Genomic DNA, 1,343 nt, shown 5'->3' with positions numbered 1-1,343 from the left:
GAACGGCGCGGCGTCCGACGGCGTCAGGCCGAGCTCGGCCCGCGGGGCCCACTGCGACATCACGAAGTTCTTGAACGCGGTCGAGGCGGGGCGGTGCGAACGGTTGGAGCCGCGGTCCGCGGTTCCCTGCTCGTCAGGCTGCGATGTGGTGGTGGGCTCGCTCATGCCCCCCAGTGTTCCACGCAGCCCGCCCGAAGTCGGAAAGCGCTCGGGTGAGCACCCGGTTGAACGCGGTGGGGGCATCGGTGTTGACGGGGTGCCCCGCGTTCGGCAGCACGACCAGCGCGCCGTCCCGGGCCGCGGCGAGGTGCCGCTGCTCCTCGATGCGCATCCTGTCGTGCGCGCCGTTGACGAACCAGAGCGGGACCCGCGCGGCGCGCACGTTCGCGATCGACGACATGCCCGCGAGGTCCGTCAGGGCATCCGTGACGACGTCCCAGGTGGGGCGGTGCATCTCGGCCGTCTGGCGCGGGGCGATCTCGAGTCGGCGCAGGTCGGCGCCGCCGGGGGCGCTCTGCAGCGGGCTGAACGGCATGGCCTCCACGGCCAGCTGCATCCGGTGCACGGCCGGGTGGACCACGCGCCCGCGCAGGCGGCGCGAGAGGTAGACGGCGTTGGCCACCCTCCGCGAGATGTCGCGGTAGAGCCGCACGGGCTTGCCCTTGGGGTCGGCCGTGCAGGCGGCCGCCACCACGCCCACGAGGCGGTCGGTGGTGTCGGGCCGGGCGGCCCAGGCCAGGGACGTGTAGCCGCCCAGGGACAGGCCGACCAGGGCGACGGGCCCGGCGGGCAGCGACGCGACGGCGTCGTCCACGGCCTCGAAGGCGCCCTCCATGGTGAACCGGTCGTGGCGGCGCGAGCCGTGGGCGGGGAGGTCGACGGCGACGGCCTCGTGGCCGGCGGCGCGCACATGCTCGATCTGGTTCTCCCAGATCGCGCCGGAGGCGCGCATACCGTGCACGAAGACCACGCTCGTGGGGTTGTGGGTCTGGGTCTCGCGGTTGTTGCTCATCTTGCCATCGATGATGCGTTATCGGCTTGAGCACATGGCGAACGACGGCGGAGCGTGGCGTGAACGTGCTGTGTGGGCTTGCCGCCGCCCCGTCGCGGGCGTGCTGCACCTCACCACGCCCCGGGCTCCTGGGGGCCGCAAGGATCTCTACCCTTGTGGGGTGATCGACCTCCACACGCACTCCACGGCGTCCGACGGCACCGACTCGCCAGCGCGCCTGGTGGAGGTCGCCGCGCGCGCCGGCATCGCCACGCTCGCCATCACGGACCACGACACGACGTCGGGCTGGGCCGAGGCCGCCGACGCCGCCGGCCGGTTCGGCGTCGGCCTG

Annotated in this window: 2 protein-coding genes; one reads left to right on the top strand and one right to left on the bottom strand. The window is 73.6% G+C overall.

The window, feature by feature from the left end; all coding sequences use genetic code 11:
- Positions 1–133 precede the first annotated feature (133 nt).
- Positions 134–1,012, bottom strand: coding sequence for an alpha/beta fold hydrolase (locus PROKR_RS23655; protein ID WP_036968458.1), 879 nt, complete (start codon positions 1,010–1,012; stop codon positions 134–136).
- 10 nt (positions 1,013–1,022) lie between these two features.
- Between PROKR_RS23655 and PROKR_RS38260 the strand changes: the two genes are divergently transcribed.
- Positions 1,023–1,343 (top strand): PHP domain-containing protein (locus PROKR_RS38260; protein WP_425414934.1); only part of this gene is annotated, 321 nt, incomplete at its 3' end.

This window comes from Promicromonospora kroppenstedtii DSM 19349 (genome assembly GCF_000515355.1).
Classification (GTDB): domain Bacteria; phylum Actinomycetota; class Actinomycetes; order Actinomycetales; family Cellulomonadaceae; genus Promicromonospora; species Promicromonospora kroppenstedtii.
This window is presented reverse-complemented; position numbering and strand designations above follow the sequence as displayed.